Here is a 13187-nt window from a genome sequence, read left to right as displayed (position 1 = left end):
GATTCAGACGAACGGCACGCTTAAACCACCGGAATATCCAGCGTCACCGACATGAACTGACTGATCCGCGACCGCAGCCATTTCTCCGCCGGGTCGTTGTCATGCACCCCGCTCCACGCCATCGACAGTTGCGCCGCATCGATGGGAAACGGCGGATCTTCAGCCCGCAACGCACAGCCTTCGACCAACGCACACGCCGCGTAATCCGGCACGGTCGCGATCATCTCGGTACCCGCCAGCAGCGCGCGCAAACCGCTGAATTGCGGAACACCGAGCACCACGCGGCGGCTGCGACCGACCTTGGCCAGGTCCACGTCGATGTTGCCGCTCAGATCGCCGGAGAACGACACCATCGCATGGGGTCGCTCGCAGTATTCGTCGAGGGTCAGCGGGCCTGGCCGGTTGTCGCCGCGCAAGACCTTGCAGGGAATGTCGCGCAGTTTCTTGCGCTTGGCGTTGGCCGGCAGATCGGTGGTGTAACTCACGCCGACGGAGATTTCCCCGGAGGCCAGCAACGTCGGCATCAGCAGGTAGTTGGCGCGGCGCACCACGACCACGATCCCCGGCGCCTCTTCCTGCAACTGGCGCAATAGCGGCGGGAACAGGCCGAACTCCGCGTCATCCGACAGACCGATGCGGAACACGTCGCAACTGGTCGCCGGATCGAATTCCTTGGCCCGGCTGACCGCGCCGGAAATCACGTCCATCGCCGGTTGCAGTTCCCGAAGAATCGCCAGCGCCCGCGCCGTCGGTTCCATGCCCCGGCCATTGCGCAGCAACAACGGATCGTCGAACAGATCGCGCAAGCGGCCCAGCGCCGCGCTCACCGCCGGTTGGCCCATGAACAGTTTTTCGGCGACGCGGGTCAGGTTCTTTTCGAACATCAGTGCTTCGAAAATCACCAGCAGGTTCATGTCGACGCGGCGCAGATCGTTTCGGTTCATGGGGCACGTTTTCCTTGTTTGAGCCTGACGTGAAAGGTGGGCACTTTACTCGATGAGCGGCACTTTGGCCGCGCGTTTGTAGGGGCCGTATTCGACCGGCACCCACTGGAAGTGTTTGTCGACCGCGGTAATGTGACCGATGCCCGGGAACGGCAAGTGCGCAGCCGTGACCCAGGTCTTGCTGGCCGCCGCTGCACTGAACACCGCATTACGACTCTTGATCGCTTGCTGGCTGTTGACGTCGAAGCTGATCGCCACCTCAGGATGATCGAACTGCACCGCGAGGTTGTGCACCAGATCCCCCATGAACACGATGCTCTGATTCTGTGAAGTAAAACGGTAGGTGGTACTGCCCGGCGTGTGCCCGGCTTCCAGTGTGGCTTCGACCAAGCCCGGCAACGGCGACTGGCCCGCCGCGAATGTCTTGAAGCGCCCGGCGGAGACGTATGGCGCGGTAGAGTCCTGAGCGATCTTGAAGAACTCCCGCGCGCCGGCTGGTGCCTTGGCGAGGGCCTGCGGGTCGAGCCAGTAATCGGCTTCTGCCTTGGCGGCGTAAACCGTCGCATTGGCAAAGATCGGCCGTTGCTGGCCGTCGACCAGTCCACAGACGTGATCCAGGTGCAGGTGCGTCAGCAGAATCGCGTCGACCTGCTCAGGCTTGTAACCCGCTGCCTGCATGTTCGCCGAGAGCTGGCCGGCAGTGGCGCCGATGCACTGGCCCGCGCCGGTATCCACCAGAATCAGTTGTTTGCCGGTGTTGACCAGGAACGCATTGAACGCGGTCTGCACGCCCGGCGTTTCAATCGAGCGACGGGCCAGCAGCGCGCGAATCTGGCTCTGGCTCATGCCCTGCAGCAGCTTCGGCGACAAATCGTTGTAGCCGTCGAACAGCGCCGTCACCTCGTAATCGCCCAGCGCCAGCCGGAAATAACCCGGCGCCTGCGTGCCAACCTGCGGTGCCTGCGCCATGGCGCTAGACATCACACCGACCAACGCCACGCCGATTGCGCCGTTGAACAAACCTTTCATATGCATCCTCTCGCCCGAGCCCGATTCTGCGGCCCCTTATGGCCCGCCCCCAATCGTCGCCATCCTGCCCGCTTCCCGTCATGGGGACTTGCAGCGGTGTGCTGAGTTGCAGCCGACGGTGGAATTAACAACGTTTAACTCGTCAGCCTTCGCCCCTCGTCAAACAATGAATCCCTCTGCGCAGCGTTGTTTTATTGACCTGAGGGAAAGCGCTGACCGTGCGTTCCCCACCGACACGGACCTTGGCCATGGCTCACTTACAGCAAACCGTCGCCCGCGCCCCTGCCAGCGAACCCCGCAAGACCAGCACCGGCGGCCTCAGCCCGCAGCGCGAGCGGCTGGTGAAACAACTGATCCTCGAACGCCTCGGCGACAGCCTTGAAGTCACCGAGCTGGCCAACGCCTGCTCACTGTCACGCAGCCATTTTTCCCGGGCGTTCAAGTGCAGCACCGGGTACTCGCCGCAAGACTGGATCCGCACCCAGCGCATTGCCCGGGCCAAGCTGTTGATCCAGCAGACGAACCACAGCCTCACGCAAATCAGCCTGGAATGCGGCTTCTGCGATCAGGCGCACTTCTGCCACATCTTCACTCGCAGCGAAGGGATCAATCCGTTTGCGTGGCGTTGTCAGGTCATGAAAAACCGCTGAAGCGGTTTCATCCGCGAGCCATCCGCTGCGCCAGTCGCGCCACCCGCTCGCCCAGGTGCGCGGCGGTTTGTTGGTCCTCCAAAGGCGGTGCCTGCTCGGGCGGTTGCTCGACGCTGGATTGGGACATTGCGCCGAGGGAGCTGCCGAGGCGATTCAACTGGCCGTCGAACACACCTTCGCACGCACGGGCCGGCAGCAGATCGAGCCCGACCCAGATCATCGAATGCTGGGCCGCGAACACCGCCATTTGCAGCAAGGTATTGAGCTTGTCGCCGCACAGGCTGCCGGAATTGGTGAAGCCCGCCGCGAGTTTGTCGCGCCACGGCCGGGCGAGGTAGAACGAGGCCGTGGCCTCCATGAATTGCTTGAACGCCGCCGAGGCGCTGCCCATGTAGGTCGGTGCACCGAAGATGATGGCGTCGGCGCGGTGCAGGTCATCCCAGTGGGCTTCCACGTCTTCCACCGCCAGCAACAGGCAAGTGCTGCCCACGTGGCGCTCCACACCTTGGGCCACTGCCTGCGCAATGACGCGGGTGTGCCCGTAGCCACTGTGATAGACCACCACTACCTTGCTCATCGCAGCGTCCTCCGGACGTATGCATTCCATTGCCCCGGAGTTTTGGCTTTGAAGCGGGCGCGGACGAGTTAATCGTTGTTAATTTTTCCCGGCTGTCGGGTGAGCCGGCACAGGTTCCGGCCTTTAAATACAGTGGTGACGGCACTGGATGCCGAGCGATGCCGGGGCGCGTGCGTTGCGCGCACGTTGCACTGGCGACAAATCCTGAGGAATATGCCCGGATACTGCGGATTAGACGGCTTGCGTGACCCTCGAGTCGATCTCCGCCCTGCCCGTCACGGACTCTTCACCGAGGCGGACCAGGATCATAAAAAACGTCGAAGGAGTGAGCGGTTGAGTCTTTCCCCGAATCAGGCCATCGGTTTCGGCCCCTATCGGATCCACCCCGGCCAGCGGCTGGTGCTTGAAGGCGACCAGCCTTTGCGCCTGGGCCGTCGCGCCATGGACATTCTGCTGATCCTGCTGGCCAACGCCGGTGAGGTGGTGAGCAAGCAGCAGCTGATCGCCGGGGTCTGGCCGGACAGCGTGGTGGAAGACATCAATCTGCGGGTGCACATGGCCGCCCTGCGCAAGGCCCTCGGCGACGGTCAGGCCGGGCAACGCTACATCGTCACCGTGGCGCAGCGCGGTTACAGTTTCGTCGCGCCGGTCGTGCTGCAATCCATCGAACAACGCCCCGCCGCCGCCAACCTCGGCCGGCATAACCTGCCATTGCGGCGCACGCGGATGATCGGTCGCCAGTCGGTGGTCGACAGCCTGATGACGCAACTGCCGCGCCAGCGCTGCATCACCCTGGTCGGCCCCGGCGGCATCGGCAAGACCACCGTGGCCCTGCGCGTCGCCGAACAACTGATTGGCCGCTATCGTGACGGAATTCGTCTGCTGGATCTGACACCGCTCAACGATCCCGCTTCGATCTGCTCGCACCTCGCCGCCCTGCTGGACCTTTCGCTGCATGCCAGTGAACCGATGGCTTGCCTGATCAACAGCCTGCGCGAGCGGCAGATGCTGCTGGTGATCGATAACTGCGAGCACTTGATCGACGCCGTGGCATTGCTGAGTGAAAGCATTCTGCGTGGCGCGCCGCAGGTGCATATTCTGGCCACCAGCCGCGAAAGCCTGCGCGCCGAGGGCGAGTACGTTCAGCGTCTGGAATCCCTCGATTGCCCGCCGCCGATTGCAGTACTCGACCGCGATCAGGCGATGGGATTTTCTGCGCTGCAACTGTTCGTCGAACGGGCAATGGCGGCCCACGAACACTTTGAGCCGGGTAACGCTGATCTGCCCTTGATCATCGACATCTGTCGACGGCTCGATGGCATCCCACTGGCGCTTGAACTGGCCGCCGCGCAGGTGGCGGGCCTCGGGCTGGACGGTTTGCTGAGTCAGCTTCAGGGGCGTTTGCCGGCAGGCAATCAGACGCGCCTCGGTCGGCACGAAACCCTGCGCGCTACGCTGGACTGGAGTTTCAATCTGCTCAACAGCTGCGAACAGACCGGCCTGCGCCGACTGGGTGTGTTTCGTGGCGCGTTCACGCTGGAATCTGCGGCGGCGGTTATCGTCGGTCAGCACATCGAGTCGAACGAAGTGTTTGCGTCGATCACGCAACTGGTCGCCAAGTCGCTGCTCAACGTCGAGGTCGGCGATGAAGAAGTGTTCTATCGCCTGCTCGACACCACCCGCCGCTATGCATTGGAAAAACTCGATCAGGCTGACGAACTCGGCGAAACCCGCGAGCGTCATGCCGAACGCAGCCTGGCGCTGATGCATCAGGCCCAGGCCGATTGGGAAAACACGGCGACCGAAGTCTGGATCGAGCGCTACGCCCGTGGCCTCGAAGACCTGCGGGCGGCGCTTGAGTGGACGCTGAACGATGAAGGCTCGCGCGCGCTCGGCGTTCGACTGACGGCGACGTCGGCGCCGTTGTGGCAGGAGTTGTCCCTGCTCAAGGAGTACGGCGTGCATGTGCGTCGGGCACTCGCATTGCTGGCGTCATCCGACGCGCCCTGCCCGCGACTGGAAATCGCCTTGAAACTGGCCTTGGGCAGCGCCTGTTACCACACCTGGGGTGGCACACCGGAAACCATCGAAGCCTTCGTCAGCGCTCGCCAATTGGCGCAACGGCACGACGACATGGCCGGCCAGTTGCGCGCAGTGTCGGGACACATGGCGGTCAACCTCAGTTGCGGGCATTACCAGATGGCGCTGGAGCAGAGCGAGCAATTCGAAAGCCTCGGTGTGCACGGCGATGCGCAGTTGTCCCTGAGTACCCATCGCTTGCGGGTACTCGCGCTGCATTACGCCGGCGATCAGCATCAGGCGCGAATCCACGCCGAACAGGTCATTCAGCGCATGGCCCACAGCGGCCACCTCAACCGTTTCACTCACGGTTTCGGCGTGCAATACGACCAGAGCGTCGCCTCGCTGACCGTGCTCGCCCGAGTGCTGTGGTTGCAAGGTTTTCCCGAGCAGGCCTGGCGCACGGCGCGGCAGGCGCTGGACATCGCGGTGCAGATCAACCACGGCACTTCGATCTGCTACACCCTGGCACTCGCCTCGTGCCTGATCGCCCATTACAACGGCGACGTACAGAACGCCCGCGCACTGCTGCAACTGTTGCTCGAACAGGCGCAGAAGCATTCGGTGCTGCTGTTCTACACGTGGGCGCGGCACTACGCGCAAGTAATCGACGCCGACAAGGCCCCCGCCATCCCGCCCGCCGACAGCGGTCTGGTCAGGGAAATCATGGTCACGCTGGATCCGGGTTTCGTTGATGATGCGTTGCTCGAACGCGCGCAAAGTGGCGCGGCGGGATGGAGTACTGCGGAGATCTTGCGGGCCCGGGCCGAGCGATTGCTGGCGGCTGAATCGCCCTGCCATCACACGGTCGAAAGCGCCTTGCAGCAATCGCTCGAGATTGCACGGACGCAAGGCGCGCTGGCCTGGGAACTGCGCAGCGCCACGTCGCTGGCGCAGTTGTGGCAGCGTCAGTCGCGCTACCGTGAGGCACTCGAATTGCTGACACCGATCTACCAGCGCTTCACCGAAGGTTATGCCACCCCGGACTTGCGCAAAGTGCGTTTACTGCTAGACGAACTGCGCGGTCAGTCGGCCGCTTGAAGCTGGCCGGGTGCGACCCAGGTAGCGCGCGTGCCGACGCTCGACATCACTCAGTTCGCCGCCCTGCTCCAGCTGTTCGCGGGCGTAGCGGCGCGTGGTGTTGAACATTCGATAGCGCAGCGTCCCGCTGGACCGATCTGTGGTCAGCAACGACTTGGCCGCCAGCTGCTCGACCACTGCCACCAGTGTCGAGGGTGGCAATTGCGCGCAACTGATCACGCCGATGGCGGCATCCAGGGTGAATGCCATCTTGAACACCGACAAGCGTTGCAGCACGCGTTGTTCCTGCTCGCTCAAGCGCTGATAGCTCCAGTCCAGCGCAGCCTTCATCGACTGGTGGCGTGGCACGGCGGTGCGGCGACCGTGACTCAGAACTTGCAGGCCTTGATCCAGTTGGGTCTGAAGGCCGACCAGCGCCAGCGCATCGATCTGCGCCGCCGCCAGTTCGATCGCCAATGGCAGACCGTCGAGCCGCCGACAGATATCGCGCACCGTTTCCCGATCCTGCTCACGCAGGCAGAAGCCGTGTTGTCGGGCGCGGGCACGACTGACAAACAGCTGCACCGCCGAATAGCCCATGACCTCGGCGACACTATTGAGGGCCGAGGCTTTGGGAAGGGTCAGCGGTGGCAGCGGCTGGAGGACTTCCAGACCGAGACGCAACGGCTCGCGGCTGGTGGCCAGGATCGACAGACGGGGCGCGGCGTCGAGGAGTTTTTGCACCAGGTTCCGGCAGGCTTCGTGCAGATGCTCACAGTTGTCCAGCACCAACAAGGCGTGGCGCGCGGCCAGGGTGGGGAAGTCGATATCGAGGGTTTTCAGCAGGTGATCGAGGAGCGAAGTGTCTTCGTCGGTCTGCGACAGATCCACCTGCCACACGCCGTCACGAAAATGCTGCAGCAGCAGTTCCGCTGCACGCAATGCCACGGTGCTCTTACCGACACCGGCAGGTCCCGTCACCGTCAGGAGCCGGGTCAACGGCAGTTGCCGGACCAGACCACCGACCAGTGAATCACGACCGGTGACCGGCGTCAGCCGTGCGGGCAAGTTGTGTTGGGGTGCTTGCAGGCTTTCGAACACCACTTGGGCGACGCTGTCGCCCTGCACCGGTGCCACGAAGCTGTACCCGCATTGCGGCACATTGACGATGTAGCGCTGACCGTTTTCACCATCACCGAGAGCCCGGCGCAACGCGGCGATGTGCACTCGCAGGTTGATCTCCTCGACCACCGACGTCGGCCACACCAGCGAAATCAGTTGCTCTTTACTGACCACCCGTCCGGCGCGCTCGACCAGCACTTGCAGAATGTCCAGCGCACGACCGCCCATGCGCAATTGCCGATCCCCTTCGAGGATCAGCCGTTGGCGCAAATGGAACGTGTATGGCCCGAAACGCAGGACCGACGCCGAGTTCAATTCGTTGAGGCTGTTCATGTCCGTTATCTTCGCAGGCCTCGATGACGGTACAACCACCACGCGGGGTCCAGCACGGACATCCGGATGCCCGTAACGGACAGAACCGCTCTAGCTGAACTGTTCGCGATATTGCGTCGGGGTCAGCCCAAGCTTTTCGCCGAACAGAAAACGCATGTGCCGCACGCTGCCGAAACCGCTTTTGTAGGCCACGGTTTTCAGCGGCAGATCGCTGGTTTCCAGCAGATTGCGCGCGCAATCGATGCGCGCACTTTGCAGGAATTCCATGGGTGTCATGTTGACCTCGCGGGCGAATACCCGAGCGAAGTGTCGTGCACTCATGTTCGCAAGACTTGCCATGCGCTCGACGGTGAAGGCTTCCTCAAGATGCTCCAGCACATGGTTCTGCACCCGGGTGATCGGCGTTTCCTGGGGGGCCACCGCGGCCATCAGCGGACTGAACTGCGCTTGCCCGCCCTGACGTTTCATCACCACTAGCAGCACTTTGGCCACGTCCTGGGCAATCTTTTTGCCATGATCGCGGGCGACCACCGCCAACGCCATATCGATCCCGGCCGTGACGCCCCCGGAGGTGATCAGGTTGCGATCCTCAATAAAAATCTGGTCGGTCGCGACGTTTGCCTTCGGAAAGCCCTTGATCAGGCGTTCGGTGTAATTCCAGTGGGTGGTCACACGATAGCCGTCGAGCAATCCGGCGTGACCCAGCACGAAGGCGCCGGTACAGATCGAGCCGTATTGCCCCGCACGCGTCACCGCGCCTTGCAGCCAGGCGAGCAACGGCGGGTGTTTTTCGTTGTAGGCGCCAGGGCCGCCCGGCACCAGCAGCAAGTCGTAGCGCTCATCGGCTTCGTCGATGTGCCGATCGGTGTGCACGAGCACGCCATTGGACGCACGCAACGGCCCGCGCTCGGTGCCCAGGGTGGTCAGGTGATAGTGGGATTGCGGTTTCAGGTAGCGGTTGGCAACCGAAAACACTTCCAGCGGCCCAGCCATGTCGAGCAGCAGAAAATCCGGAAACAGCACCATTGCCACGGTCTTCATGGGGGTATCACCAAAATCCATGTGGAATCATAAGTCTGCGCATTATGGCCAGATACGGTGGAACCGTTGGAAAAGAATGCGTGATCCAGTACTCACAACTGTCAACTCATACGGGACAGTATTTCAATTTTCATCTACTTATTGCATCGCAGGGTAACCAGTAACCTTCTCCTTACTCGGACGAATCAACGTCCTGAAAGGAGATTTCATCATGCTGACCCTTCGTAAAGCTTCCGACCGTGGTCTGGCCAATCATGGCTGGTTGAAGTCGTTCCACACCTTTTCCTTCGCCAGCTACCGTGACCCGCGTGAACAGGGTTTCTCCGACCTGCTGGTGATCAACGATGACCGCGTCGCCGCCGGCAAAGGCTTCGGCCAGCACCCGCACCGTGACATGGAGATTTTCTCCTATGTGCTCGAAGGTGCGCTGGAACACAAGGACACCCTCGGCACCGGTTCGGTAATCCGCCCCGGCGATGTGCAACTGATGAGCGCCGGCAGCGGCGTGGCCCACAGTGAGTTCAACCATTCGGCGACCAAGCCTGTGCACTTCCTGCAGATCTGGATCGTACCGGACGTCAGCGGCGCGAAACCGCGTTACCAGCAAGAGCACTTCAGCGAACAGAAAAAACGCGGTCGCCTGCAACTGATCATTTCGCCCGAAGGCAGCCACGGCTCGCTGAAAGTGCGCCAGGATGCACGGGTGTATGCCGGGCTGTTCGATGGCGAGGAAAGCGCCACCCTCAAGCTGCCTGCCAACCGCTATGCCTATGTGCACGTCGCTCGCGGTAGTGTTGAACTAAACGGCGTGCAGTTGAAGGAAGGCGACGGCGTGCGGGTTCGTGAAGAACAGGCACTGACCCTGAGCAATGGCCAGGATGCCGAAGTCCTGGTGTTTGACCTGCGCCCGCAGGAACTGCCAGAAATGCCATAAGCCCGTGGTTTTCATCGCTCGAAAAAAACGGCCTTCGTTGAAGGCCGTTTTTCATTCTGCTGGCAAGCTCATCAGCACTGCCGGCGCAGGGTTTCCAGCCTCTTTCACCGATTGAATCATGGCCAGGGTGGTCTGCATCGTGACGAGCACGTTTGCCTGATTGGCGTAGTAAGAACCCGCGAGTATGGCAACCATTCCGAGAAAATGTACGGCCGTTGCCGCCCAGTAATTCGCCTTGATCGTCGAGACCTGCCTGACGGCTTCGTCAATTCGCTCCAGAGACCTGTCAATGCGAGCCGAGACGATCGCGTAACGCTGGTCGCGCTCCAGATGAGCCTTTTCTTGTTCCAGTCTGACCTTTTCGTAGACTTTCTCTCGCTCGACCCGGGCGGTCTCCCGCTCCTGTCGGGCCGTCTCCAAGACCTTTTCATGCCCCAGCCGAGCCTTCAAGCGCTCCTGCCGCAGGTTTTCGAGATTCTTCTCGTGCGCCAGCTGGATTCTTTCCTGAGCCTGCTCCCGCTCAAGGCGCACTTTCTCCTGGGCCTCTTCCCGCTCAAGGCGCACTTTCTCCTGGGCCTCTTCCCGCTCAAGGCGCACTTTCTCCTGGGCCTCTTCCCGCTCAAGGCGCGACTTTTCCTGAGACTTCTCCCACTCCCGCCGTGCTGCCTCCTGCTCTCGTTTCTGCTCCAGACGCGCCGCGTCTTGGGACCGCTCACGCTCCACCCGAGCCGCCTCCTGAGATCGCTCCCACTCGAACCGTGCCTCCTCCATAGAGCGTTTTTGCTCCAGCCGGCCCTGCTCCTGACTTTTTTCGAGCTCCAACCGTGCCTGATCCCGCTCAGCCTGTTGGGTCAGAAAGCCATCGATCTTGGCGGACATGGACTCGATCCGTGCATCGATTCTAGTCTCGATGACTTCGATCCTGGCGCTGAATTCGTCTCGCGTTATGTAGTTCATACACTCACTACTATCCGTTTGCCCGGCCATGTCGCTTGCTTGAAATTGGCTGAATTCCCTTGCAATCAATTCCGCACCTCTGACGTTTATCAACACTTCCCTGGATTGATCCCTCGGAGCGTTTCACCTGCTCACTCCGGGTGTGAGAAACGATAGGGCCCGGCCAAAAAACTCACAAGCCAGCGGATTCTGGCGCTGTTGTAGGCAAGATCGTCAGCTGATGTAGCCGTCCTACACGGCATCAAGGACTACTCATTCTCCAGTAGAAACGCTTCGACTATGTGTTCGATCACCGCCCTGACCCGCGCGGTATGGCGCAAATCCGCATGGGTCACCAGCCACACTTCATAAGGCAACGGCCGCGTACGCTCCGGCCACAGCCTGACCAGACCGTCGCGCTCGCCCATGTAGACCGGGATTTCTCCTACACCCAGACCGGCGGCAATCGAGCGGCGTACCAGCAGGCTGGAGCTCAGACCGGCGACGATCCGCCCGCGAGTCACGGGTTCAGTCACCAGGGTCAGGTCCTTGTTGCCTTGCAGATACGGCTGGTACACCACCAGATCATGGCCCTCGAACGTACTGCCCGGCGTCGGCACGCCATGGCTGTCGACGTAGGCCTGCGAGGCAAACAGCCCCACCGGCCAACGCGCGATGCGCCGGGCGATCAGGTCCGGATTGTCCGGGCGGGTGTTGCGCACGGCGATGTCCGCTTCACGCTTGGCCAGGCTGAGGATCTGCGTGGAGGCGTCCAGTTGCACGCGCACGTCCGGATGCCGTTCGTGCAACTGCGCAATGGCCGGGATCAGGAAATCGATGGCCAGCGAATCGGTGGTGCTGACCCGCACACTGCCGGTCAGGCGATCGTCCAGGCCTTGGATACGCCGTTCCAGCTCCAGCGCCGAATGCTCCATTTTTTCTACCGACTTGAGCGCCGCTTCGCCGACGGCCGTCAGTGCATAGCCCTCGGAGGTGCGCAGAAACAAGGTCGCGCCCAGCGACTTTTCCAGCGCCGTGATGCGTCGCCCTACTGTCGCCTGATCCACGCCCAGCACGCGCGCGGCACCGCGCAATGTCGACTCGCGACAGACCGCAAGAAACACCCGTGCATCATCCCAGTTCATATCGTTCTCCATTGATGCATAAACGCATCACTATCACGCAAAATCGCTGCATTAACGCAGCAACGATAGCCGATATGCTGGGCGCCATAAACCTTTCAAAGGATTGCCGTCATGCACACTTCAACTGCTTCGCCCGAACGTCCGGACACAAGTGTCTGGCTGGCGATCTTCGCCGGACTTTGCGCCAGCCTGGTCAGCATCGGTCTGGCGCGTTTCGCCTACACGCCGCTGATCCCTTCGCTGATTCAGGCGCAATGGTTTTCCGCCCATGATGTGGTCTATCTGGGTGCGGCCAACCTGGTCGGTTACCTGATCGGCGCCCTCCTTGGCCGACCGCTGGCACGCCGGCTCACCCAGAGAAATGCCTTGCGACTGATGATGCTGGCGGTGACCGTGGCGTTCTTTGCCTGTGCGTATCCCGTGTCGGTGAGCTGGTATTTCGGCTGGCGCCTGCTGTCCGGGATCGCGGGCGGCGCGATCATGGTGCTGGTGGCCGCGACCGTGCTGCCCCATGTACCGGCCGCGCGCAAGGGCCTGGCCAGCGGCGCGATTTTCCTCGGCATCGGTCTGGGCATCGCCGGATCGGGCACGATTGTTCCGCTGCTGTTGAGCCTTGGCCTGCAAGCGACGTGGCTGGGATTGGGCGTTTTGTCACTGGCACTGACGGCATTGAGCTGGTTCGGCTGGCCTTCGGAGCTGCCCCATGCAATCACCACCACCGCTGAAGTGGAACCGGTCGCTCCGACACCGCCTGCTGTTTATCTGTTGTTTGCCCAGTACGCATTCATGGCCGCCGGGCTGGTACCGGCCATGGTCTTCCTGGTGGATTACGTCGCCCGGGGGCTGGGCGCCGGGTCGCACGTCGGCGCTCTGATCTGGGTCATGTACGGTCTGGGCGCCATCGTCGGCCCGGTGAGTTATGGCTTCCTCGCCGATCATCTTGGCGCGCGCACCGGCATTCGTCTGGTGCTGGTGGTGCAGGCGATCACCCTGGGTTTGCTGGCGGTTTCGCATTCGTTCCTGGCGTTGGCGCTGCTGGCGGTGGTCCTTGGTTCATTTCCGCCGGGTATTGTGCCGCTGGCATTGGCCCGGGTGCATGAGCTGGTGCCGGATCATCATCGCCAACAGGTGGCGTGGAGCCGGGCCACGGTGTCGTTCGCCACGTTTCAGGCGCTGGCGGGCTTCGCCTATTCGGCGCTGTTCAACGCCACGGGCGGACAACATGCGCTGCTCTTCGTGATTGCCGGCGGTGCCATCGTGATCGCGCTGATACTTGAGCACGCCATGAAACTGCTGCCCTCCTCCGTCGAACAACGCTGCTGCGCCGAATGACGGGAATCATTGCGCCCTGACTGCGTTCCCATCTACTGATCACTT

11 protein-coding genes are annotated in these 13187 nt (G+C 62.1%); 4 read left to right on the top strand and 7 right to left on the bottom strand.

The features are described 5' to 3' along the window. Window positions 1-20: 20 nt before the first annotated feature. A complete protein-coding gene (locus EIY71_RS05140) occupies window positions 21-944 on the bottom strand; it encodes a LysR family transcriptional regulator (RefSeq protein WP_007956084.1) in 924 nt (307 codons plus the stop codon). Between the two features lie 45 nt (window positions 945-989). Further along, window positions 990-1973 carry an MBL fold metallo-hydrolase gene (locus EIY71_RS05135; protein ID WP_129973536.1) on the bottom strand — a complete coding sequence of 328 codons (984 nt, stop codon included), beginning with the start codon at window positions 1971-1973 and terminating at the stop codon, window positions 990-992. Between the two features lie 248 nt (window positions 1974-2221). Here EIY71_RS05135 and EIY71_RS05130 point away from each other — a divergent pair, with 248 nt between their 5' ends. Beyond that, window positions 2222-2623, top strand: coding sequence for a helix-turn-helix domain-containing protein (locus EIY71_RS05130; protein WP_085747774.1), 402 nt, complete (start codon window positions 2222-2224; stop codon window positions 2621-2623). A 7-nt stretch (window positions 2624-2630) separates the two neighbouring features. On the opposite strand, the gene EIY71_RS05125 is transcribed toward EIY71_RS05130, so the two are convergent. Then, window positions 2631-3200: a flavodoxin family protein gene (locus tag EIY71_RS05125; protein ID WP_102717987.1), complete on the bottom strand. Its 570-nt coding sequence runs from the start codon at window positions 3198-3200 to the stop codon at window positions 2631-2633. Window positions 3201-3533: 333 nt separating this feature from the next. On the opposite strand from EIY71_RS05125, the gene EIY71_RS05120 reads away from it, so the two are divergent. Then, window positions 3534-6320 carry a winged helix-turn-helix domain-containing protein gene (locus EIY71_RS05120; protein ID WP_134020776.1) on the top strand — a complete coding sequence of 929 codons (2787 nt, stop codon included), beginning with the start codon at window positions 3534-3536 and terminating at the stop codon, window positions 6318-6320. Here the strand turns inward: EIY71_RS05120 and EIY71_RS05115 are convergent. Together EIY71_RS05115 and EIY71_RS05110 are read right to left on the bottom strand one after the other, a co-directional pair. Further along, window positions 6288-7754 (bottom strand): winged helix-turn-helix domain-containing protein, encoded by a 1467-nt coding sequence (locus EIY71_RS05115; protein ID WP_134020773.1) that lies wholly within the window; start codon window positions 7752-7754, stop codon window positions 6288-6290. The two genes, EIY71_RS05120 and EIY71_RS05115, sit on opposite strands and share 33 nt — an antisense overlap. A 90-nt stretch (window positions 7755-7844) precedes the next feature. Continuing rightward, window positions 7845-8795 carry a GlxA family transcriptional regulator gene (locus tag EIY71_RS05110; protein ID WP_064378886.1) on the bottom strand — a complete coding sequence of 317 codons (951 nt, stop codon included), beginning with the start codon at window positions 8793-8795 and terminating at the stop codon, window positions 7845-7847. Between the two features lie 211 nt (window positions 8796-9006). Between EIY71_RS05110 and EIY71_RS05105 the strand changes: the two genes are divergently transcribed. Continuing rightward, window positions 9007-9729 (top strand): pirin family protein, encoded by a 723-nt coding sequence (locus EIY71_RS05105; RefSeq protein WP_085689135.1) that lies wholly within the window; start codon window positions 9007-9009, stop codon window positions 9727-9729. Between the two features lie 51 nt (window positions 9730-9780). Here EIY71_RS05105 and EIY71_RS05100 read toward each other — a convergent pair whose 3' ends face one another. Next, window positions 9781-10608: a hypothetical protein gene (locus EIY71_RS05100; RefSeq protein ID WP_134020770.1), complete on the bottom strand. Its 828-nt coding sequence runs from the start codon at window positions 10606-10608 to the stop codon at window positions 9781-9783. 326 nt (window positions 10609-10934) lie between these two features. Then, the gene (locus EIY71_RS05095) at window positions 10935-11810 is read right to left on the bottom strand and encodes a LysR family transcriptional regulator (protein ID WP_085747780.1); all 876 of its coding nucleotides are present in this window, start codon (window positions 11808-11810) and stop codon (window positions 10935-10937) included. A 111-nt stretch (window positions 11811-11921) separates the two neighbouring features. On the opposite strand from EIY71_RS05095, the gene EIY71_RS05090 reads away from it, so the two are divergent. Beyond that, window positions 11922-13142: a YbfB/YjiJ family MFS transporter gene (locus EIY71_RS05090; protein ID WP_085747781.1), complete on the top strand. Its 1221-nt coding sequence runs from the start codon at window positions 11922-11924 to the stop codon at window positions 13140-13142. Window positions 13143-13187 lie beyond the last annotated feature (45 nt).

This window comes from Pseudomonas sp. CH235, from assembly GCF_004368175.1.
Classification (GTDB): Bacteria; Pseudomonadota; Gammaproteobacteria; order Pseudomonadales; family Pseudomonadaceae; genus Aquipseudomonas; species Aquipseudomonas paraglycinae.
This window is presented reverse-complemented; position numbering and strand designations above follow the sequence as displayed.

What these genes read in the sequence shown, in the direction of transcription:
- EIY71_RS05140 (WP_007956084.1), bottom strand. Translation starts at nt 944, where the DNA reads ATGAACCGAAACGATCTGCGCCGCGTCGACATGAACCTGCTGGTGATT.
- EIY71_RS05135 (WP_129973536.1), bottom strand. Translation starts at nt 1,973, where the DNA reads ATGAAAGGTTTGTTCAACGGCGCAATCGGCGTGGCGTTGGTCGGTGTG.
- EIY71_RS05130 (WP_085747774.1), top strand. Translation starts at nt 2,222, where the DNA reads ATGGCTCACTTACAGCAAACCGTCGCCCGCGCCCCTGCCAGCGAACCC.
- EIY71_RS05125 (WP_102717987.1), bottom strand. Translation starts at nt 3,200, where the DNA reads ATGAGCAAGGTAGTGGTGGTCTATCACAGTGGCTACGGGCACACCCGC.
- EIY71_RS05115 (WP_134020773.1), bottom strand. Translation starts at nt 7,754, where the DNA reads ATGAACAGCCTCAACGAATTGAACTCGGCGTCGGTCCTGCGTTTCGGG.
- EIY71_RS05110 (WP_064378886.1), bottom strand. Translation starts at nt 8,795, where the DNA reads ATGAAGACCGTGGCAATGGTGCTGTTTCCGGATTTTCTGCTGCTCGAC.
- EIY71_RS05105 (WP_085689135.1), top strand. Translation starts at nt 9,007, where the DNA reads ATGCTGACCCTTCGTAAAGCTTCCGACCGTGGTCTGGCCAATCATGGC.
- EIY71_RS05100 (WP_134020770.1), bottom strand. Translation starts at nt 10,608, where the DNA reads ATGTCCGCCAAGATCGATGGCTTTCTGACCCAACAGGCTGAGCGGGAT.
- EIY71_RS05095 (WP_085747780.1), bottom strand. Translation starts at nt 11,810, where the DNA reads ATGAACTGGGATGATGCACGGGTGTTTCTTGCGGTCTGTCGCGAGTCG.
- EIY71_RS05090 (WP_085747781.1), top strand. Translation starts at nt 11,922, where the DNA reads ATGCACACTTCAACTGCTTCGCCCGAACGTCCGGACACAAGTGTCTGG.